Origin of the sequence: Pseudomonas sp. C 49-2 (assembly GCF_003970195.1) — a bacterium.
GTDB lineage: Bacteria > Pseudomonadota > Gammaproteobacteria > Pseudomonadales > Pseudomonadaceae > Aquipseudomonas > Aquipseudomonas canadensis.
Genome location: NZ_RXYG01000009.1, coordinates 1 through 20,730, shown reverse-complemented (window position 1 = coordinate 20,730; position 20,730 = coordinate 1). Strand labels below are relative to the sequence as shown.

The 20,730-nt window shown below is 60.5% G+C and carries 18 protein-coding genes and 1 pseudogene; 13 read left to right on the top strand and 6 right to left on the bottom strand.

Going from position 1 to position 20,730, the window contains the following annotated elements:
- Positions 1–152 precede the first annotated feature (152 nt).
- Positions 153–1,640, bottom strand: a complete 1,488-nt coding sequence (locus EJ576_RS18375; RefSeq protein ID WP_126570826.1) for an NCS1 family nucleobase:cation symporter-1 — start codon at positions 1,638–1,640, stop codon at positions 153–155.
- Between the two features lie 592 nt (positions 1,641–2,232).
- On the opposite strand from EJ576_RS18375, the gene hydA reads away from it, so the two are divergent.
- The 3 genes from hydA to preA all read left to right on the top strand — a co-directional run bounded on the left by hydA (position 2,233) and on the right by preA (position 6,476).
- Entirely contained in the window at positions 2,233–3,672 is a 1,440-nt protein-coding gene (gene hydA / locus EJ576_RS18370; protein WP_126570825.1) for a dihydropyrimidinase, read from the top strand.
- 162 nt (positions 3,673–3,834) lie between these two features.
- Entirely contained in the window at positions 3,835–5,202 is a 1,368-nt protein-coding gene (locus tag EJ576_RS18365) for an NAD(P)-dependent oxidoreductase (RefSeq protein WP_126570824.1), read from the top strand.
- Entirely contained in the window at positions 5,202–6,476 is a 1,275-nt protein-coding gene (gene preA, locus EJ576_RS18360) for an NAD-dependent dihydropyrimidine dehydrogenase subunit PreA (RefSeq protein ID WP_122729228.1), read from the top strand. Before EJ576_RS18365 ends, preA begins: the two co-directional genes overlap by 1 nt.
- Positions 6,477–6,559: 83 nt before the next feature.
- Here the strand turns inward: preA and EJ576_RS18355 are convergent, their stop codons facing one another.
- Positions 6,560–7,711, bottom strand: coding sequence for a DDE-type integrase/transposase/recombinase (locus EJ576_RS18355; protein WP_126570823.1), 1,152 nt, complete (start codon positions 7,709–7,711; stop codon positions 6,560–6,562).
- Between the two features lie 127 nt (positions 7,712–7,838).
- Positions 7,839–8,459, bottom strand: coding sequence for a TetR/AcrR family transcriptional regulator (locus EJ576_RS18350; RefSeq protein WP_010209389.1), 621 nt, complete (start codon positions 8,457–8,459; stop codon positions 7,839–7,841).
- A 143-nt stretch (positions 8,460–8,602) separates the two neighbouring features.
- Here EJ576_RS18350 and EJ576_RS18345 point away from each other — a divergent pair, with 143 nt between their 5' ends.
- The 10 genes from EJ576_RS18345 to EJ576_RS18300 all read left to right on the top strand — a co-directional run bounded on the left by EJ576_RS18345 (position 8,603) and on the right by EJ576_RS18300 (position 17,432).
- A complete protein-coding gene (locus tag EJ576_RS18345) occupies positions 8,603–9,046 on the top strand; it encodes a GNAT family N-acetyltransferase (RefSeq protein WP_122729230.1) in 444 nt (147 codons plus the stop codon).
- Between the two features lie 18 nt (positions 9,047–9,064).
- On the top strand, positions 9,065–9,430 hold the full coding sequence (gene copC, locus EJ576_RS18340; protein ID WP_016977999.1) for a copper homeostasis periplasmic binding protein CopC: 366 nt from the start codon (positions 9,065–9,067) through the stop codon (positions 9,428–9,430).
- Positions 9,431–9,433: 3 nt separating this feature from the next.
- Positions 9,434–10,291, top strand: coding sequence for a copper homeostasis membrane protein CopD (gene copD / locus EJ576_RS18335; RefSeq protein ID WP_126570822.1), 858 nt, complete (start codon positions 9,434–9,436; stop codon positions 10,289–10,291).
- A 141-nt stretch (positions 10,292–10,432) separates the two neighbouring features.
- Positions 10,433–11,695, top strand: coding sequence for an OprD family porin (locus EJ576_RS18330; RefSeq protein ID WP_126570821.1), 1,263 nt, complete (start codon positions 10,433–10,435; stop codon positions 11,693–11,695).
- 268 nt (positions 11,696–11,963) lie between these two features.
- The gene (locus EJ576_RS18325) at positions 11,964–12,788 is read left to right on the top strand and encodes an NAD(P)-dependent oxidoreductase (RefSeq protein ID WP_123475489.1); all 825 of its coding nucleotides are present in this window, start codon (positions 11,964–11,966) and stop codon (positions 12,786–12,788) included.
- 2 nt (positions 12,789–12,790) lie between these two features.
- Positions 12,791–13,666, top strand: a complete 876-nt coding sequence (locus tag EJ576_RS18320) for an SMP-30/gluconolactonase/LRE family protein (RefSeq protein ID WP_123475487.1) — start codon at positions 12,791–12,793, stop codon at positions 13,664–13,666.
- A gap of 51 nt (positions 13,667–13,717) precedes the next feature.
- The gene (locus tag EJ576_RS18315) at positions 13,718–14,680 is read left to right on the top strand and encodes a TRAP transporter substrate-binding protein (RefSeq protein WP_028616956.1); all 963 of its coding nucleotides are present in this window, start codon (positions 13,718–13,720) and stop codon (positions 14,678–14,680) included.
- A gap of 64 nt (positions 14,681–14,744) precedes the next feature.
- Complete coding sequence (locus tag EJ576_RS18310) at positions 14,745–15,272, top strand: TRAP transporter small permease (RefSeq protein ID WP_028616957.1); 528 nt, start codon at positions 14,745–14,747, stop codon at positions 15,270–15,272.
- Position 15,273: 1 nt separating this feature from the next.
- Positions 15,274–16,554 carry a TRAP transporter large permease gene (locus EJ576_RS18305; RefSeq protein WP_122729242.1) on the top strand — a complete coding sequence of 427 codons (1,281 nt, stop codon included), beginning with the start codon at positions 15,274–15,276 and terminating at the stop codon, positions 16,552–16,554.
- Between the two features lie 2 nt (positions 16,555–16,556).
- The gene (locus tag EJ576_RS18300; RefSeq protein WP_126570921.1) at positions 16,557–17,432 is read left to right on the top strand and encodes an aldose 1-epimerase; all 876 of its coding nucleotides are present in this window, start codon (positions 16,557–16,559) and stop codon (positions 17,430–17,432) included.
- Here EJ576_RS18300 and EJ576_RS18295 read toward each other — a convergent pair.
- The 3 genes and pseudogenes from EJ576_RS18295 to EJ576_RS29890 all read right to left on the bottom strand — a co-directional run.
- Positions 17,412–18,557 carry an HlyD family secretion protein gene (locus EJ576_RS18295; RefSeq protein ID WP_122729244.1) on the bottom strand — a complete coding sequence of 382 codons (1,146 nt, stop codon included), beginning with the start codon at positions 18,555–18,557 and terminating at the stop codon, positions 17,412–17,414. The genes EJ576_RS18300 and EJ576_RS18295 overlap by 21 nt on opposite strands.
- A complete protein-coding gene (locus EJ576_RS18290) occupies positions 18,554–20,200 on the bottom strand; it encodes an MFS transporter (protein WP_028616961.1) in 1,647 nt (548 codons plus the stop codon). Before EJ576_RS18290 ends, EJ576_RS18295 begins: the two co-directional genes overlap by 4 nt.
- Positions 20,201–20,340: 140 nt before the next feature.
- Positions 20,341–20,730, bottom strand: a pseudogene (locus EJ576_RS29890) (hypothetical protein); the annotation flags it as partial.

The following is a 20,730-nucleotide window of genomic DNA, read 5'->3' as shown; positions in this document are numbered from 1 at the left end:
ATGGATTGACTCAATTCCATCAATGGAATGCGGTCATACATGCGGGAGCGGGCTTGCTCGCGAAGAGGCCGTGTCAGTCGCTGCAAATGTCGCCTGAAAGACCGCATTCGCGAGCAAGCCCGCTCCCACATGTGGATTGCATTTCAAATTATCTACAGTGGTGTTTTCACCGCGACCGGGCTGGCCCCGCGCTTGGCATTCAGGCCGTAATACAACAAGCCGCCCAACGCCGAACCGGTAAACCAGCCATAGCTGTAGAACCAGCTGAACGCATCACTGCCCAGCGACAGCAAGGTCAGCACCACTGGAACGCCAAACGCGATGAATCCACTCCAGTTCCACGCTGGGTAGATGTCGTCGCGGTACAGGCCGGCCAGATCAAGCTGCTGTTTGCGGGTGATGAAGTAGTCCACCACCATGATCCCGGCAATGGGCCCCAGCAGGCTTGAATAGCCCAGCAACCAGTTCGAATACACAGTTTCCAGGCTCACGTCGGACACGATCAGGCCGAGCTTTTTCAGCAGCTCATGGCCCATCAGCGCCAGCCCCACCAGGCCGGTCAGGATCACTGCCGTGGTGCGGTTGATCAGCTTGGGCGCGATGTTCTGGAAGTCATTGGTGGGCGACACAATGTTCGCCGCCGTGTTGGTAGACAAGGTCGCGACGATGATCAATGCCATCGCCACAGCCACCCACACCGGGCTCTGGATATGCCCGATCAGGGTCACCGGGTCTGACACGCTGACGCCCACCAGTTTCACCGAGGCGGCGGTCATGATCACGCCGAGGGCGGCGAACAGGAACATGGTCAGCGGCAGGCCGAAGATCTGCCCGAGGATCTGGTCCTTCTGGCTTTTGGCGTAGCGGCTGAAGTCCGGGATATTCAGCGATAGGGTGGCCCAGAAGCCCACCATCGCGGTGAGGCCGGCCATGAAGTAACCGGTGAGGCTCGCGCCTTCCGGGCGTTTCGGTGGGATCGCCATCAACTCACTGATCGACACATTGGGCATCGCCCACACCAGCAAGCCAATGCCCACCGCCACCAGCAACGGCGCCGACAGGGTTTCCAGGCGCTTGATCGACTCGGCGCCACGCAGCACCACCCACAGGTTCAGGCACCAGAAAATCATGAAGCCGATCACTTCACCAGTGCCGCCGAGGGACTTCCAACCCTCGAAAATCGAGCCGAGGAACAGGTGGATCGCCAGCCCACCAAACATCGTCTGGATACCAAACCAACCACAGGCCACCAGCGCGCGGATCAGGCACGGCACGTTGGAACCCAGGATGCCGAACGACGAGCGCAGCAGCACCGGAAACGGAATGCCGTACTTGGTGCCGGGGAAGGCGTTAAGCGTGAGCGGGATCAGCACCACGATGTTCGCCAGCAGGATCGCTATCAGCGCCTCGCCCACCGATAAGCCGAAATACGCGGTGAGCACCCCGCCCAAGGTGTAAGTCGGCACGCAGATCGACATGCCGACCCACAGCGCGGTGATGTGCCACTTGTTCCAGGTGCGTTCGTGCACCTTGGTCGGTGCCATGTCGTGGTTGTAGCGCGGGCTGTCGAGGACGTCGGGGCCGGCGTCGAGTTCGTACAGGCCGTTGCGTTCAATGACTTGCGATCTGTTCTGTTGCATGGCCGCTCCACGGTTTTTTCGAATTATTTTTGCTCACCTGCACGGTGTGTGCCGGTGGCCGGAGTACCTCGTAAACAACATGACATCACGGGCCCGGCCAGCCGCCACTGCACTCAATATCCGTGCCGACAACCGTTACCACACCCGCACCGCTTATATAACTCGCTGATGTTTATCAGCTTTCCGAGTGAGCCTTCGGTACTTGCCACGTTACTCAGGCTAGATAACGTGAAAGTTGCCCGAACTGTCAGGACTCAATCTGGTGCAACACAATTATTTTTATTTCCCTGCCCCGTCAAGAGGCAAGTCTCAAGCGTCTGATTTGCAATAAGAAATGTTGCTCAATTTAAGAACCTGTCAAGTGCGTCAAAATGGTGAGCGCGCGCTACATTTTGGTGATTTTCTATTTTTACCCTTATTAATCAACTAGTTAATATAAATATAAGCTTATGAAAAATCTTCTTGCCCAATCTAAAAACTCGGGCTAGTTTCTATTCCTGTCACCGATGACAGGAATTAATCACGCCATCGGCAAGCAGCATTACAACACTTAGAACTGGCACAAGCCGGTCAAGCCTGTGAGGAATTCGACATGTCGCTGTTGATCCGTGGCGCCACCGTTATTACCCATGATGAAAGTTACCGCGCCGATGTGTTATGCGCAGGCGGTCTAATCCGGGCTATTGGTACGAATCTGGATATTCCCGCCGGCACTGAGATACTCGATGGCAGCGGCCAATACCTGATGCCCGGCGGCATCGATCCCCATACCCATATGCAACTGCCCTTCATGGGCACCGTGGCCAGTGAAGACTTTTTCAGTGGCACCGCGGCAGGCCTGGCGGGCGGCACCACGTCGATCATCGACTTTGTGATTCCCAACCCGCAGCAATCACTGCTGGAAGCGTTTCACCAGTGGCGCGGCTGGGCGGAGAAATCCGCTGCGGACTACGGCTTCCACGTGGCGATCACCTGGTGGAGCGAACAGGTGCGCGAGGAAATGGCCGAGTTAGTCAGCCACCACGGCATCAACAGCTTCAAGCACTTCATGGCCTACAAGAACGCGATCATGGCGGCGGACGACACCCTCGTCGCCAGTTTCGAACGCTGCCTGGAACTGGGCGCGGTGCCCACCGTGCACGCGGAAAACGGCGAGCTGGTGTACCACCTGCAACGCAAGCTGATGGCCCAGGGCATCACCGGGCCGGAAGCGCACCCGCTGTCGCGTCCGTCCCAGGTGGAGGGCGAAGCGGCCAGCCGCGCCATCCGCATCGCCGAGACCATCGGCACGCCGCTTTACCTGGTCCATGTGTCCACCAAGGAAGCGTTGGATGAAATCACCTACGCCCGTAGCAAAGGCCAGCCGGTCTACGGCGAAGTGCTGGCCGGCCACTTGTTGCTGGACGACAGCGTCTACCAGCATCCGGACTGGCAAACCGCCGCTGGCTACGTGATGAGCCCGCCTTTCCGTCCACGCGGGCATCAGGAAGCGCTGTGGCATGGCCTGCAATCCGGCAACCTGCACACCACCGCCACCGACCACTGCTGCTTCTGCGCCGAGCAAAAAGCCGCTGGCCGGGACGACTTCAGCAAGATCCCCAACGGTACCGCCGGGATCGAAGACCGCATGGCGCTGCTGTGGGATGAAGGGGTCAACACTGGGCGCCTGTCGATGCAGGAGTTTGTCGCGCTGACCTCCACCAACACCGCGAAGATCTTCAACCTTTACCCGCGCAAGGGCGCGATCCGCGTGGGTGCGGATGCCGACCTGGTGTTGTGGGACCCCGAAGGTACGCGAACCATTTCCGCCAAGACCCACCATCAGCAGGTCGACTTCAACATCTTCGAAGGCAAGACCGTGCGCGGCGTGCCGAGCCACACCATCAGCCAGGGCAAGCTTGTGTGGGCCGATGGCGACCTGCGCGCCGAGCGGGGTGCCGGGCGATATGTGGAGCGGCCGACCTATCCGCCGGTGTTCGAGCAGTTGAGCAAGCGGGCGGAGCGTTCCAGGCCTACTGCTGTGAAACGCTAAAAGCGGCCTTCGGCCTTTTCGCAGGCAAGCCAGCTCCCACATTTGAACGATGTGAACCCGATCCCATGTGGGAGCTGGCTTGCCTGCGAAAAGGCCAGCAAAGGCAACACAAAAACCAATGCCCATCAGAGGCAGTACCTCAATAACCGTGAGGCCAACACCGTGATCCAGACCCTGACCCACCTCCCCCATCCCGCCGAGGATGGACCGACGCTCGCCAGCCATTTCACCGACCTGGCGCCACCGCTCAACGCCCGGCAAGCCCAGCTTGAAGCCTCGCGCTGCCTGTATTGCTACGACGCGCCGTGCGTAAACGCATGCCCCAGCGAAATCGACATCCCATCGTTCATCCGCAATATCCACACCGAAAACGTACAAGGCGCCGCGCAGAAAATCCTCTCGGCCAACATCCTCGGCGGCAGTTGCGCCCGGGTCTGCCCCACCGAGATCCTCTGCCAGCAAGCTTGCGTGCGTAACAACGCTGAAGAATGCGCCCCGGTGTTGATTGGTTTGTTGCAACGCTATGCCGTCGACAATGCACAGTTCACCGAACACCCCTTCCACCGCGCCGCCTCTACCGGCAAGCGCATCGCCGTGGTCGGCGCCGGGCCCGCTGGTTTGGCCTGCGCTCACCGCAGCGCCTTGCACGGCCATGACGTGGTGATCTTCGAAGCCCGGGAAAAGGCCGGCGGCCTGAATGAATACGGGATCGCCAAGTACAAGCTGGTGGATGACTTCGCGCAGAAGGAGCTGGATTTCCTGCTGCAGATAGGTGGCATCGAGATTCGCCACGGCCAGCGCCTGGGCGACAACCTCACGCTCAGTGAACTGCACCAGCAATTCGACTCAGTGTTCCTCGGCCTCGGGCTCGCCGCCAGCAAACAACTCGGCCTGCCCCACGAGGACGCCCCCGGCCTGCTCGCCGCCACCGACTACATCCGTGAGCTGCGCCAGGCCGATGACCTCACCCAACTGCCCCTGGCCGACCGCTGCATCGTGCTTGGCGCCGGCAATACCGCCATCGACATGGCCGTGCAGATGGCCCGTCTCGGTGCCCGCGATGTGAACCTCGTTTACCGGCGTGGCTTGACGGACATGGGCGCCACTCATCACGAACAGGACATCGCCAAGGCCAACCAGGTCCGCCTGCTGACCTGGGCCCAGCCGGAGGCAGTGCTGTTGGACGATCAGGGCCGTGTGCGTGGCATGCGCTTCCTGCGCACACGCATGGAAAACGGCCGTTTGCACTCGACCGGCGAAACCTTCGAACTGGCGGCCGATGCGATCTTCAAGGCCATCGGCCAGGGCTTCGACAGCGAGGCACTGCACGATCCGCTGGCCCAGCAACTGCAGCGTGTCGGTGAACGGATCTTTGTCGATGAACAGTTGCGCACCAGCATTCCCGGGGTGTACGCGGGCGGCGATTGCGTCAGCCTCGGCCAGGACCTCACCGTGCAAGCCGTGCAACACGGCAAGCTGGCCGCCGAGGCCATCCATGCCCAACTCATGCTGAATGTGGAGGCTGCGTAATGGCCGATCTCTCGATTGTATTTGCCGGTATCAAAGCCCCCAATCCATTCTGGCTGGCCTCCGCGCCGCCCACCGACAAGGCCTACAACGTGGTGCGCGCCTTCGAAGCCGGCTGGGGCGGCGTGGTGTGGAAAACCCTGGGCGAGGACCCGGCGGCGGTCAACGTGTCGTCGCGCTACTCGGCGCACTACGGCGCCAACCGTGAAGTGCTGGGCATCAACAATATCGAGCTGATCACCGACCGCTCGCTGGAGATCAACCTGCGGGAAATCACCCAGGTGAAAAAGGATTGGCCCGACCGCGCGCTGATCGTGTCGCTGATGGTGCCGTGCGTCGAGGAATCCTGGAAAAACATCCTGCCGCTGGTGGAAGCCACAGGTTGCGATGGCATCGAACTGAACTTCGGTTGCCCCCACGGCATGCCGGAGCGCGGCATGGGCGCGGCGGTGGGCCAGGTACCGGAATACGTGGAACAGGTGACGCGCTGGTGCAAGACGTATTGCTCGCTGCCGGTGATCGTCAAGCTCACGCCGAATATCACCGACATCCGCGTGGCGGCGCGGGCAGCGTATCGCGGCGGCGCGGATGCGGTGTCGCTGATCAACACCATCAACTCCATCACCAGCGTCGACCTGGAACGCATGGTCGCGCTGCCCGTCGTCGGCACGCAAAGCACCCACGGCGGTTATTGCGGCTCGGCGGTCAAGCCGATCGCGCTGAACATGGTCGCCGAAATCGCCCGCGACCCGCAGACCCAGGGCCTGCCGATCTGCGGCATTGGCGGCATCGGCAATTGGCGTGACGCGGCGGAGTTTGTCGCCCTGGGCTGCGGTGCGGTGCAGGTGTGCACGGCGGCGATGCTGCATGGGTTTCGGATTGTGGAGGAGATGAAGGACGGGCTGTCACGATGGATGGACAGTCAAGGATACAAAAGCCTGCAGGATTTTTCCGGGCGGGCGGTGGGAAATACGACGGATTGGAAATACCTGGACATCAACTATCAGGTGATTGCGAAGATCGATCAGGAGGCGTGCATTGGCTGTGGGCGTTGCCATATTGCCTGTGAGGACACCTCGCACCAGGCCATCTCCAGTTTGAAACAGACGGATGGCACGCATAAATACGAAGTGATCGATGACGAGTGCGTGGGCTGCAACCTGTGCCAGATCACCTGCCCGGTGGCGGACTGTATCGAGATGGTGCCGATGGACACGGGCAAGCCGTTTTTGAATTGGACGCAGGATCCGAGGAATCCATACAGGGAGGCTGTGTAACCCGAAATATTGTGGTGAGCGAGCTTGCCTCGCGCGGGTGTAGAACCGTAGACATCCTTTACATCTGAAACCGGGGACATCGTTTACACATTTGAAGCTTGGACGCGATTCATGCCTCGTCCAAGCCTCCCCAGGGGATAGTCACACAGGTACAGATCCCAAACATCATCTTCAACCTCTTTGAGCCCGATCCGTTCTCCTGACAGCGCTTCGCTAACAAACACCAACTTTCCTTTCCACATGATCGAGCCGTTCTGTCTGACGCTTCGTACTTCCATTTCCGCTGCATATTCCACATCCGGCAGGCATCCTGGATAAGCTCGAGTAGACGGTACGTACAGATCTCCTGGACGTTTCATACCGAGCGCCTCGTGGGGGCGTATGTAATTGAATTCATGTCGAAAGTGCTCCAGTAAAAGCTGCTGCTCGATCAGGTTTTCCCCCAGTGGCAGTTCAAGCTTCAAACTGCGATGCATCCTTTCATGGCGGCCATTTTGGGCAGGTCGTCCCGGCATGGTTCGTTCGGGATATATACCCAGGCGGATCCACCAAACTGCCAGCGTGGACATTCTTGCCAGGCCTGGAGAAGCAAAGGGAACGCCGTTGTCAGAGCGAATGACTTCCGGCATCCCGTACTCCTGAAAAAGCCTCTCGAATGCTTGTTTGACAGGCTGGGTCATGATTTTGGAGTGGGCTCTACATGCCAAAATCAACCGTGAAGCATGGTCCGTAACGGTCAGGGGATAGCACATCTGGGCATTGAGCATCTTGAACTGCCCCTTGTAGTCAGCGCACCACGTCTTGTTGGGTTCGTTGGCTTCTCGCATTACCCTGTGAACGCTACTGTGCCGTCGCTTGAAACGCCGTTTATTGACCAGCCCAAGCCTGTCAAGCCATTGGCCAGCCGTGCTTGGCGATGGCCAGGCGACAGACGGGTCATCGATTCGTAATAGCTCGACAAGCTTCTTCGGCCCCCATTTATTGTGGGCTTCTTTCATCGCCACTATGCGAGCCAAAATCTCATCATCAGTCTTATTTGGGCTGGTGTGAGGCCGTCGAGACACCTCTGCCAACGACTTTAAATCGCCTTCAACGTGACGGGAGATCCATTTATCTACAGTCGGTCGACTGACGCCAAAACGCCGAGCTAACTGGCTCTTGGTGAAATCGCCAGACAGCCAGTCGATGACCAGCTTGATTCGTTGATCCATAGGAGACTCTTGGTTCCAGGGCATGATCAGTTACCTCCTGATCATGCGTATTAACCTGTAAACCATGTCCCCGGTTAGATATGTAAACGATGTCCCCGGTTTGTACCGGGGCAAGCCCGCTCACCACAAAAATGGGATCAGCTCACCGATATCAAGGCTCCAACCCAATCCCCCGCAAAATCACACTCGTCACCGTCTGAATCGCCTTCTCGAACTGCATATCCGACAACGGCTGGTGCTCATTCAAGATCTTCACCTGATGATCAAAGTCGGCATAGTGCTGGGTCGAGGCCCAGATCATGTATAGCAGGCTCGACGGCTCCACCGGCAGGATGCGTTTGTCTTCCACCCACTGGCGAATTTTCGCTTCCTTCATCTTGGCCCAGTCGTACAGACTCTCATCCAGCGCCTCACCGAGCGTCGGCGCGCCGTGGATGATTTCATTGGCCCAGACTTTTGAACCATATGGCCGCGTGCGCGAGCGCTGCATCTTGGCGCGGATGTAGCTGCTGAGCACCACCCGTGGATCGTCGAAGGTCTCGAAACTCAGGGCATCCTGCTTCCACACTTCCAGCAGGTCGAACAGTACCGCGCTGTACAGCTCGCTCTTGGTGGTGAAGTAGTAATGCAGGTTGGAGCGCGGCAATTGCACTTCTTCGGCGATATCCGCCATGGCAGTGCTGCCGTAGCCTTTTTCGGCGAAGATTTTCTCCGCCGCCAGCAGGATTTTCTCGACGTTGACCCGACGAATTCCGATCTTGTGATTGCCCATAAGGGCTCCCTGACAACAACTTGGCTTAAAGACTACCATCGGCTCTAGATCGCGGCGACAGGCCATAATGAAACTTCTGACGCGAACCTTTCCCCTGGAAATCGGATTGGTTAGGATCGCGGTCCCCATGAAGGATCATTGCAATGACTATTCGACCTCGCGTGGCCACCGACGACCCCGTGCTGGGCGCACTCTGGGAGCGCTCGGTGCGGGCCACCCATGACTTCCTCCCCGAGGATGACATTCAACGTCTGCTACCCCTGGTGCGCGACACCTACCTGCCCATGCCCGCACTCGATGTGTGGGTGTATGAAGACCAGAACGGCATCGCCGGCTTCATCGGCACTGGCGGGCACAACGTGGAAATGCTGTTTATCGAGCCCGACCGCCGTGGCCAGGGCATCGGCCGCCAATTGCTGGACCACGCCCGCGCCCGTCACGACGCCCTCACGGTGGACGTGAACGAACAAAACCCCCAGGCCGTGGGTTTCTACCTGCATTATGGTTTTATCCAGGTTGCGCGCTCGCCGCTGGATGGCGAAGGCAAGCCCTTTCCCTTGCTGCACATGGCTCTACCGACTCCCTGACCCTGAAGGTATTGAACAATGTTGATCAAGAAAAGCCTCACCACCGTCGCCCTGCTCGCCTCCCTGCTGGGCGCCTCCGCTGCATTTGCCCACGCGCACCTCAAGAGCGCTGAACCGGCGGCCGACAGCAGCGTCACCGCGCCTAAAGACCTGCGCCTGACCTTCAGCGAAGGCGTCGAGGCCACCTTCACCAAGGTGTCCCTGAGCAAGGACGGCACCGAAGTCGCCATCAAGGGCCTGGAAACACCGGACGCCGACAAAAAAGTCCTGGTCGTCACTCCGGCCGCACCCTTGGCGGCCGGTAACTACAAAGTGGTGTGGAACGCGGTCTCGGTCGACACTCATAAGAGCAACGGTGAATACAGCTTCAAGGTCGGCCAATAACCCATGGCACCGCTGCTGGTGCTGTGCCGTTTCCTGCATTTCATCGTCGTGCTGCTGATGTTCGGGGCCTGTGCATTCAGGCCCTGGCTGCTCGGCGCTGAAGCGCAACCGGCGCTGGACCGGCAACTTGAGCGCATCACCCGCGGGCTGGCCTGGCTGGCGTTATTCTCTGGCGTGACCTGGCTGCTGTTGATTACCGCCAGCATGGCGGGCAGCTGGGACGCGGCGCTGCAACCGGCCACCGTGCAGTTGGTGCTGGGCAAGACCTTTTTTGGCCAGGTGTGGGTGTGGCACCTGTTGCTGAACCTGTTGCTGGTGATCGTGCTGGCCAAACCCTGGCGGATGCTGCGCCTGCCGGTCATTGCGCTGCTGCTGGCGACCTTGGCGCCGGTGGGCCATGGCGCCATGCTCGATGGGCTCAGCGGCCAGTTGCTGATCCTCAATCAGGTGGTGCACCTGGTGTGCGTCGGGGCCTGGCTCGGCGGCTTGCTGTTGCTGGTGTTGATCCTCAGGCAATCGCCAACCCTGGTACTGGAGCCGATCCTAAGGCGGTTCAGCGGCGTGGGTTATGGGCTGGTCGCCGGGTTGCTGGTGACTGGCTTGATCAACGTGCGCGTACTCACCGGGCAATTCTGGCCCACGCCGTTGTTCAACGGATTCGCGCTGATTCTGTTGATCAAAGTATTTCTGGTGCTGGGCATGCTGGCGTTGGCGCTGCTGAACCGGCTGCGTATCGAGCGCTGTGAACAACGCCTGGGCAGTTTGAAGTCCAGTGTGATGCTGGAGTGGCTGCTGGGTGTTGCAGCGGTGGCCGCCGTTTCCCTTCTTGGCACCTTGCCTCCCATGGTGATGGCGGGCTGAATAACTTCCCGCCTCCGGCCCGAGCAGGTCATCGTATAACTTCTGATTGACAATCCCGGAAAACCTCGCAAATATTCGCTCCAATGTTGTACGACAACGTATAACAAAAAATAAAAACAACAAAAGAAAGGGAGCTTCACTGTGAGTTCACTCGCCCGCAATTCCTCCATTCGCCGCGGTTTTATCGGTCTCGGCAGCCTGGCTTTCACCCTGCCCCTCGCCGCTTCGGCCGAAGGCTTCGTCGACGACGCCAAGGCCACGCTTAACCTGCGCAACGCCTACTTCAACCGCAACTTCACTAACCCGACAAACCCCCAGGGCAAAGCCGAAGAGTGGACGCAGAACTTCATTCTCGACGCTAAGTCCGGCTACACCACAGGCACCGTGGGCTTTGGGATTGACGTGCTGGGCCTGTATTCGCAAAAACTTGATGGAGGTAAAGGCACTGGCGGTACGCAGTTGCTGCCGATTCACAGCGACGGCCGCCCGGCCGACAACTTTGGCCGCCTCGGCGTGGCACTGAAAACCAAGTTATCGAAGACCGAATTAAAGGTCGGCGAATGGATGCCGGTGCTGCCGATCCTGCGCTCCGACGACGGCCGCTCCCTGCCCCAAACGTTCCGTGGCGGCCAGGTCACGTCCAATGAAATCGCCGGCCTGACCCTCTACGGCGGCCAGTTCCGCGGCAACAGCCCGCGCAACGACGCGAGCATGGAAGACATGTTCATGAACGGCAAAGCCGCGTTCACCTCTGACCGCTTCAACTTCGGCGGCGGCGAGTACAGCTTCAACGACAAACGTACCCAAGTGGGTGTGTGGTACGCCGAACTCACCGACATCTACCAGCAGCAGTATTTCAACCTGACCCACAGCCAACCCGTGGGCGACTGGACCCTGGGCGCCAACCTCGGGTTTTTCACCGGCAAGGAAGATGGCAGCGCCCTGGCCGGCGACCTCGACAACAAGACCGCCTTCGCCCTGCTCTCGGCCAAGTACAACGGCAACACCTTCTATGTGGGCCTGCAGAAACTCACCGGGGATAGCGTGTGGATGCGCGTCAACGGCACCAGTGGCGGCACCCTGGCCAACGACAGCTACAACGCCAGCTACGATAACGCCAAGGAAAAGTCCTGGCAGGTGCGTCATGATTTCAACTTCGTGGTGCTGGGCATTCCGGGATTGACCATGATGAACCGCTATATCAGCGGCAGTAACGTACACACCGGGGCCATCACCGATGGCAAGGAATGGGGGCGCGAGTCGGAACTGGCTTACACGGTGCAAAGCGGTGCGCTGAAGGACCTGAATGTGCGCTGGCGCAATTCGACCATGCGTCGGGATTTCAGCAATAACGAGTTTGATGAAAATCGGCTGTTTATCAGCTATCCGATTTCACTGCTCTAAAGGCCACTGAATGACTTTGTGGTGAGCGGGCTTGTTGTGGTGAGCGGGCTTGCCCCGCGCTGGGGGGCGAAGCCGCCCCCCAAAAAAACACCTCGTTGTATCAGACAGAAGGGGCTGTCTGGATTGGGGCGGCTGCGCCCCCAGCGCGGGGCAAGCCCGCTCACCACAGACAAACCCGTTCACTACAGAAGGGCGTTGACAAGCACAAGAATCCCTAACGATACTTCGGCATAGTCATACGACAACCTACAACAACAATGGAACCCTCATGACCACCACCACAACCACGCCCGTTCCATTCAATCGCCTGCTGCTCACCGGGGCCGCTGGCGGCCTGGGTAAAGTCTTGCGCGAGCGCCTGCGCCCTTACGCCCAGGTACTGCGCCTGTCGGACATCGCCAACATGGCCCCGGCTGCCGACGCGTCCGAAGAGGTGCAACCCTGTGACCTCGCCGACAAACAAGCCGTGCACCACTTGGTGGAAGGCGTCGACGCGATCCTGCACTTCGGCGGCGTCTCGGTGGAGCGCTCGTTCGAAGAAGTGCTCGGCGCGAACATCAGCGGCATTTTCCATATCTATGAAGCTGCGCGCCGCCACGGTGTGAAGCGCGTGATTTTCGCCAGTTCCAATCACGTGATCGGCTTCTATAAACAAGGTGAAAAACTCGACGCTCACTCCCCGCGCCGCCCGGATAGCTACTACGGCCTGTCCAAGTCCTACGGCGAAGACATGGCCAGTTTCTACTTTGACCGCTACGGCATCGAGACCGTGAGCATCCGTATCGGCTCGTCGTTCCCGGAACCACAGAACCGCCGCATGATGCACACCTGGCTGAGTTTCGATGACCTGACTCAATTGCTCGAGCGCGCGCTGTACACCCCCAACGTCGGCCACACGGTGGTCTACGGTATGTCGGATAACCTCGACACCTGGTGGGACAACCGCTACGCCGCCCACTTGGGCTTTGCCCCCAAAGACAGCTCCGAAGTGTTTCGCGCCCAGGTCGAAACCCAGCCACCAGTGGCCGCCGATGACCCGGCCAAGGTCTACCAGGGCGGCGCGTTCTGCGCGGCCGGCCCTTTCGGGGACTGACCATGACCGCTGAATTGATCGTCGATGCCCGCAATGCCGTAGGCGAATGCCCCGTGTGGGTGCCCGAGGAAAACGCCCTTTACTGGGTGGATATCCCCAAGGGCGGCCTGCAACGCTGGAGCGCCGCCACGGGTCATGTTGCCGCCTGGACAGCCCCGCAGATGCTTGCCTGCATCGCCCGCACCGAGGCGGGCAACTGGGTCGCCGGGATGGAAACCGGGTTCTTCCAGCTCACCGCGCACAACGACGGCAGCCTTGATACAACGCCTCTGGCGGCTGTCGAGCACCCACGCCAGGACATGCGCCTGAACGACGGCCGGTGTGATCGCCAGGGCCGTTTCTGGGCCGGCAGCATGGTGTTGAACATGGGTTTGAATGCGGCCGAGGGCACCCTCTATCGCTACGCAGCAGGTGCGGCGCCCCATGCGCAGTTGAACGGTTTCATCACGTTGAACGGACTGGCCTTCAGCCCTGACGGCCGCACGATGTACGCCTCGGACTCACACCCGCTGGTGCAGCAAATCTGGGCGTTCGACTACGACATTGACACTGGCACGCCGTCCAACCGCCGCGTGTTCGTGGACATGCACAAGCACCTCGGCCGCCCTGACGGCGCAGCCGTGGATGCCGATGGCTGCTACTGGATCTGCGCCAACGACGCCGGGCTGATCCACCGTTTTACCCCGGAGGGTCGCCTCGATCGCTCCCTCACCGTACCGGTGAAAAAACCCACCATGTGCGCCTTTGGCGGCAGTCGCCTGGACACCCTGTTTGTCACCTCGATCCGCGATGACCAGAGTGAACAGTCACTGTCCGGCGGCGTGTTCGCCCTTAACCCCGGCGTAGTCGGATTGCCGGAGCCCACCTTCACCCTCTAGCTGCATCGCTGTGCCTTGAATACAACAATAACAAGACAGGAATGAACCCCCATGGACTTCAAACGCACCTTGCTCGCCGCTGCATTCTTCACCCTCAGCAGCGCCGCCCACGCGCTGGAAATCAAATTCGCCGATATCCATCCCGCCGGCTACCCCACCGTCGTTGCCGAAGAGAACATGGGCAAGGCCCTGACCAAGGAAAGCAATGGCGAACTGACCTTCAAGTATTTCCCGGGCGGTGTCCTCGGGTCCGAAAAAGAAGTGGTCGAACAGGCTCAGGTCGGCGCTATCCAGATGACGCGCGTCAGCCTCGGCATTGTCGGCCCGGTGGTGCCGGACGTGAACGTGTTCAACCTGCCGTTCGTGTTCCGCGACCAGGCGCACATGCGCAAGGTCATCGACGGCGAGATCGGCGACGAGATCCTCGCCAAGATCACCGATTCCGAATTCGGCCTGGTCGCCCTGGCCTGGATGGACGGCGGCACGCGCAACCTCTACACCAAGAAACCGGTGCGCAAGATCGAAGACCTCAAGGGCATGAAAATCCGCGTACAAGGTAACCCCTTGTTCATCGAAGCCTTCAATGAAATGGGGGCCAACGGCATCGCCATGGACACCGGCGAAATCTTCAGCGCCCTGCAGACCGGCGTAATCGACGGCGCGGAAAACAACCCGCCGACCCTGCTGGAACACAACCATTTCCAGAACGCCAAGTACTACACCCTCACCGAGCACCTGATTTTGCCCGAGCCCATCGTGATGTCGAAAATCACCTGGAACAAGCTCACCCCCGCGCAGCAGGACATGGTGAAAAAAGCCGCCAAGGCCGCCCAGGCTGACGAGCGCGTGTTGTGGGACGCCAAGTCCGCCAGCAGTGAAACCAAGCTCAAGGCCGCCGGTGTCGAGTTCATCACCGTCGACAAAAAACCCTTCTATGACGCCACCGCGCCGGTTCGCGCCAAGTACGGCGCGGCCTACGCCGACATCATCAAGCGTATCGACGCCGTTCAGTAACGCCCTCCTTCTCTAGCAAGGCCCGGCGCGGTCGGCATCGACGCGCCCGGTTACGGTGAACGCCATGAAGAATTTACTGCTGCGCATCAACGACCGCATCTACATGACCTGCATCTGGGTCGCCGGCCTCTCGGTATTGGGGGTCGCGCTGATCATCCCTTGGGGCATCTTCGCCCGCTACGTCCTCGGCACCGGCTCCAGTTGGCCGGAGCCCACCGCCATCCTGTTGATGCTGGTGTTCACCTTTATCGGCGCCGCCGCCAGTTACCGCGCCGGCGCGCATATGTCGGTGGCCATGGTCACTGACCGCCTGCCGCCCCGTCAGCGCCAGATCATCGGCGTCGTCTCGCAATTGCTGATGGGCACCATCTGCCTGTTCATGGCCATTTGGGGCACCAAACTGTGCCTGTCCACCTGGAACCAGTTCATGAGTGCCATCCCTACCCTGCGTGTGGGCATCACCTATATGCCGATCCCGATCGGCGGGCTGCTGACCCTGATCTTTGTCGTGGAAAAACTCTTGCTCGGTGACCAGAGCAACCGTCGGGTCGTGCGCTTCGACCTGGTTGAAGAAAGCGAAGGGGCCGCTTGATATGGACGCATTGATTCTGTTGGGCAGCTTTATCGCCTTGATCCTGATCGGCATGCCTGTGGCGTACGCCCTGGGGTTGTCGGCGCTGATCGGCGCGTGGTGGATCGACATCCCGTTCCAGGCCCTGATGATTCAGGTGGCCGGCGGGGTGAACAAGTTTTCGCTGATGGCGATTCCGTTCTTTGTGCTGGCCGGGGCGATCATGGCCGAGGGCGGCATGTCGCGGCGGTTGGTGGCATTTGCCGGCGTACTGGTGGGTTTTGTACGCGGCGGCCTGTCGTTGGTGAACATCATGGCCTCGACGTTTTTTGGCGCAATTTCCGGCTCGTCGGTGGCGGACACCGCCTCGGTCGGCTCGGTGCTCATTCCGGAAATGGAACGCCGTGGCTACCCCCGGGAATTCGCCACGGCCGTGACCGTCAGCGGTTCGGTGCAGGCTCTTTTAACCCCGCCCAGCCATAACTCGGTGCTCTACTCCCTGGCGGCCGGCGGTACGGTGTCGATTGCCTCGTTGTTCATGGCCGGTGTGGTGCCTGGCTTGCTGATGAGCGCGTGCCTGATGGTGCTGTGCCTGATCTTCGCGAAAAAGCGCAACTACCCCAAGGGTGAAGTCATTCCGCTCAAGCAGGCGCTGAAAATCTGCGCCGATGCGCTCTGGGGCCTGATGGCCATGGTGATCATCCTGGGCGGCATCCTCTCGGGGATTTTCACCGCCACCGAATCCGCAGCGATTGCGGTGCTGTGGGCGTTTTTCGTGACCATGTTCATCTACCGCGACTACAAATGGAGCGAGTTGCCCAAGCTGATGCACCGCACGGTGCGCACCATTTCCATCGTGATGATCCTGATCGCCTTCGCCGCCAGCTTCGGCTACATCATGACCCTGATGCAGATCCCGGCAAAAATCACCACGATGTTCCTGACCCTGTCGGACAACCGCTACGTGATCCTGATGTGCATCAACGCCATGCTGCTGTTGCTCGGCACGGTGATGGACATGGCGCCGCTGATCTTGATCCTCACGCCGATCCTGCTGCCGGTGGTGCTGGGTATCGGCGTCGATCCGGTGCACTTCGGCATGATCATGCTGGTCAACCTCGGTATCGGCCTGATCACGCCGCCGGTGGGCGCGGTGCTGTTCGTCGGCGCGGCGGTGGGCAAGGTCAGTATCGAGAAAACCGTGAAGGCGCTGCTGCCGTTTTATGCCGTGCTGTTTCTGGTACTGATGGCCGTGACTTACGTTCCTGCGCTGTCGTTGTGGCTGCCAAGCGTGGTGCTCTGATGCTGATTGAACTGCAAGACAACCAGACCCACCTTACCCTCGCGCCGGCCACGGGAGGCAGCATCGTCAACTGGACGGTGCTCGCCACCGGCCAGCCGCTGTTGCGGCCCAGCGATGCGCACGCGATCAACACCGGGTTGCCAGGCAAGCTGGGGTGCTATCCCTTGGCGCCCTGGTCCAACCGGATTGCCGAAGGGGGCTTCGACAACCCCGACGGCTGGCTGGCGCTGGCGCCCAATAGCTTGACCGACCCGCTGCCGATTCACGGTTCGGCCTGGCAACAGGCATGGCAGGTGGTCAGCCAAGCAGCGGATGAAGTTGTGCTGGAAGTGGTGTGCGACGTGCCGTTTGCCTATCGCGCCGAGCAGCGGTTTCGGTTGGAGAACGGTGAGCTGAGCATCACTTTGCGCGTGACGCATCTGGCGGAAAAGCCCGCGTGGCATGGGCTGGGATTGCATCCGTATCTGCCGCGCACGGCGAGTACGCGGTTGCAGGCCAAGGCGTCACAGGTGTGGATGAGCGACGCCGCCAAGTTACCGACAGAGCTGGCGCCGGTGCCCACCGCTTGGGATTTCCAGCAGTTGAAAAGCCTGCCTGACGGCCTGGTCGACAACGGTTTTGGCGACTGGGACGGCCATTGCCTGATCGAGCAACCGGAGCTGGGTTACACCCTGGAATGCCAGGCCACGGGGAGTGATTACTTCCTCCTCTACTGCCCGCCGGGGCTGGGATTTTTTTGCATTGAGCCGGTGAGTCACCCGGTGAATGCCCATCACCTGCCAGGGCGGCCTGGGCTGAAGCTGTTGGAGCAAGGCCAGTCCGCGGAGCTGGCCTTTACCCTCAAGTATCAACCCCTCTCAAGGCGGGCTGTTGTTTAACCGCCCCGCCGTATCAATACTGACGACCACCGACAACCCCGGTCGCAACCGTTCACTCTCGGCCTGGTCCGGGTCCACCATGATCCGCACCGGCACGCGCTGGGCGATCTTGACGAAGTTGCCGGTGGCATTGTCCGCCTGCAACAGGCTGAACTCCGAGCCCGTGGCCGGGGAAATATGCTGCACCGTGCCGCGGAATTTGCGGTGGTTCAGCGCATCCACCGTGAAAGTCACCGGCTGGCCGACCTGCACGTTGTCCATCTGGGTTTCCTTCATGTTGGCGATCACCCACAACTGCGGCGGCACCAGCGCCATCAACTGTGCGCCGGAGTTGACGTAGGCCCCAAGCCGCACGCCGATCTGCCCCAACTGGCCGTCGCGAGGCGCGGTGATGCGGGTGTTGGACAAGTCAATGCGCGCCAACTCCACTGCCGCCTCGGCACTGGCCACGGCTGCTTCCAGGGAACCACGGTTGACGATCACCGTCTGGAGGTCCTGCCGGGCGATTTCCAGGCTGGCCTGGGCTTGCGCCACAGCGGCGATGGTCTGTGCGTTGGCGGCGCGGGTCACGTCCAGCTCGCGCTTGGACACCGAGCCATCGCTGATCAGCTCTTCGTTGCGGCGCAAATCGGCCGTGCTCTTGCGCGCCTGCGCCTGGCTGTCCGCCAAGGCTGCCTGACGCAACTTGATGGTGGCTTCGGCGCTGTTGCGCTGTTGCACCACATTCGCCAACGACGCCTGCTGCACCGCCAACTGCGCCAGCGCCTGGTCCAGGCGCTGCTTGTAGATGCGGTCGTCGAGGCGCACCAGCAGGTCGCCGGCCTTCACGTGCTGGAAATCCTGCACCGGCACCTCGAACACATAGCCGCTGAGCTGCGGCCCGATAATCGTGACCTGCCCGCGCACCAGCGCGTTCTCGGTGGTTTCCACCGCGCTGCTGAACGGCGGCAATTGCCAGGCGTACAGCACAATCAGCACGCCGACGATGGCGATTGCGGCAAAGCCCAGGGACGAGATGATCCGCACCCGTAACGGGCGCAGCTCGGTGGGCACCGCGCCGGGTGGGGTGCTGCCCTCCGGGGTGGAGGCGATGGCAGTGGTCGTGGTGGTCGAAGGTTCGGTCATGAAGGTGCGCCGCTGGGTTGAACGGGAGTGGCTGCTGCTCGAGTGGTACTCATCAGCCACAGACTGCGGATAAAGATCCAGATCATGGTGAGTATCGCGATGATCGCGATCAACATGAAGACATCGTTGTAGGCCATCACGTTCGCCTCACGGGTCGCCGCCGTGGCCAGGCTGCGAATGCCCATCAGGTTGCGCAGCTCGGGGTCAGCGACAATACCGCCGTAGGCCGAGCCGCCGCTCTGCACCCGCGCGGCCACACGCGGGTCGAGCAAGGTCAGGTGTTCGACGATCATGCTGGAGTGATACTTCTCGCGCACGATCTGGAACGTCCCCAGCAACGCCGCGCCAATCAGGCCGCCGAGGTTCTGGCAGATGCCGAACATCACCGAAAAACTCACCAGGTTGCGCGGGTTGGTCAGCACGTTCTTGGTGCCCAACACCATGGTCGGGCCGAGGAAGAACGTGCCGCCGAAGCCTAGCAGGAACTGGCTGATGTACAGGTTCTGTGGGCGGGTTAGATTACTGGAAAAACTGTCCATCACCGAGCCGGTAGCCATCAGCGCCAGGGAAATCACCAGCGGCATCAACAGGTGCGCCGGGTTGATGGTCAACGCACTGACCACAAGCCCGGCAATCGCCCCGGCGAGCATCACCACGTACAGGGTGTGCATCTGCTGGTAGCTCATGTTCAACATCTGCATGAACCCCACCGCGCCGGTGGACTGCTCGGACAGCACCATGCGAATCAGGATCACTGCCAGCGCCAGGCGGATCATCACACCACTGCCCAGCCAGCGGGTCATCAGCATCGGGTTCGCACGGTTATGCTCGATGGCCAGGCCGGCCATGATCAGCACCAGGGAACAGGCCGAGGCAATGCCGATCCAGGGCGCTTCCAGCCACCAGTCGATGCGGCCCAGGGACAGCACCGCGCAAAGCAAGGCGACGCCGGTGGCGAGGATCGCGAAGGTGAGGAAGTCGAGTTTTTCAAAGGTCTTGAAGCGGTCGCCGGGCGGGAGTTTAAGTAGGAAGACGCAACCGAGGCAGATCAGCGCCATGCCCAGCTCGAACAGGTACAGGCCGCGCCATTCGGCGATTTGCAGCAGGTCTTCGGAGAACAGGCGTGCCAAGGGTAAAGCCAGCTGCGCGGTGCCCAAGCCCAGCACCAGCGCCTTTAAGCGCCACTTGGCCGGGAACGCCTGGATCATGTAGTACAAGCCCAACGAACTCAGCGCCGCGCCGACCATCCCATGGGCTGCGCGCACGGCGATGGCCGAGTTGAGGTCGTTGACGAACAAGTGGCCGAAGGTGACCAGCGCGTACAGCACCAGGAACACTTCGGTGAAGGCGCGCAGGCCGAACTGTTGGCGGAACTTCACCAGCAGCAGGTTCATGCAGACGTTGGTCATGACGTAGGCGGCGGGGAGCCAGGCCATTTCGGCGGTGGTCGCGCCGAGGGCGCCTTGCAGGTATTGCAGGTTGGCGATGACCAGCGCGTTACCCAGGCCCCCGGTGATTGCCACCAGCACGCCGACCAGCGCGAACAGCCAACGCTTGTGCGTGGGGTGCAGCGGGGTGGACGGTGAACCTGGGAGGCTTGGGCGCTCGTGGGGTTCCCAGGTGTGGGGGGTGTATTTGTTCATTCGGTGACCTAGATGGACCGACCCGGGGGAGTCGGTAAAAGCTTACTCAGAGAGTAGTAAACCTGAGGGGAGTTCATCTTGTCATGTGGGGGGGGGGTACATATCCGTTGCTGCGGTCACGGCCGCTTATGGTTCCGCTCTTACAGCGGCTCACTTTTGAAAAGCGCAAAAGTAAGCAAAACGCTCTTGCCCCAACACTCGGCACCTCGCCTAGGCTCGGTGTGCCCGTAATCCGACAGTGATTTGGGGGGCCGCCTAAGATCAAAATCAAAAGCAAGAGCACAGCGGCCTGACAGCCGGCTTGAGTGGTGTGAAGCAAAGGCAAAGGCAAACGCGGTACTGTAGGAGCCGGCTTGCCGGCGATGGTCTTCAACGATGACGCGGGAAACCAGAATGAACGCGGCGCTCTCACGTTTTTCGCCGGCAAGTCGGCTCCTACAGAAAACGAAAAGCGTATCCACGATGCGAAGCGAGTCGCTCTTGATCTTAGGCGCCCCGTCAAACACGCTGGCCGAACGCAGGCTTGAATC